General features: G+C 69.3%; 1 protein-coding gene. It reads right to left on the reverse strand.

Going from position 1 to position 876, the window contains the following annotated elements; genetic code table 11:
* Positions 1-873: ScpA family protein (locus MJ785_RS13480; RefSeq protein WP_239381201.1), on the reverse strand; the 873-nt coding region annotated here is incomplete at its 3' end.
* Positions 874-876: the final 3 nt, after the last annotated feature.

The following is an 876-nucleotide window of genomic DNA, read 5'->3' on the forward strand; positions in this document are numbered from 1 at the left end:
GCCGGCGGCTCCGCTCCCGGCGAGGTGGTCGGCGACGCGGCCGCCACCGGAGCTGCCGGGCGCCCGCCCCAGCTCATCGGGTTCGGCGTCAGCCACCCATCGGACGATCAGCTCCCCCAGCGGCACCTCCTGCGCAAACGCGATCCGTCCCTCCCGGAAGAGCTCGAGCAGGGCGAGGAAACGCGCGACCACCTCGATCGTCTGCTGGCAGCCGGCACACAGCAGCCCGAAGGAGGCGCTGCCCACCTCTCGCAATTTTTCGATCACCGCAAGCATATGCTCGCGGATGTTGATCCGCGGCAGGTGGACGTGATCGGTCGCGACCTGCGGAGGCAACGGCGGTTCTCGCAGTCTGGCCGCGAGGCGGGCGAGTTCGGCCGGCCCGATGCCGATCTGCACCTCTGGCAGCGCCTGCGCGTACCGCGGTTCCAGCGCGACGGCCCGGGGCAGATGCCGGGCCTCCAGCGTCATCAGCCCGGTGAAGAGGGCCGATGCCTCCTTGTACGCCTTGTACTGCAACAGCCGGGCGAACAGCAGGTCTCTGGCCTCGAGGAGGGCAAGGTTCTCCGCCTCGTCCTCGGAGATCGCCCCGGGCAGCAGCCTGGCCGCCTTGAGATCCAGGAGGGTTGCCGCGATCACCAGAAACTCGGTGGCCTGCCCGAGGTCGAAGCCCGCGCCCAGGCGGCGGATGTGCGCCACGAACTCATCGGTGACCTGGGAAAGCGCAACCTCGGTCACGTCCATCTTATGCTTAGCGATCAAGGAAAGCAGCAGATCGAAAGGACCGGTGAAATTCGCGAGCTCGACCACGAAGGCACTACCGCCGCGGCCCCGTCCGGTCGGCGCCACGGGCTCGGCGGCCCCGGCAGCCACGGG

Origin of the sequence: Protofrankia sp. CiT1 (assembly GCF_917627335.1) — a bacterium.
Lineage (GTDB): Bacteria > Actinomycetota > Actinomycetes > Frankiales > Frankiaceae > Protofrankia.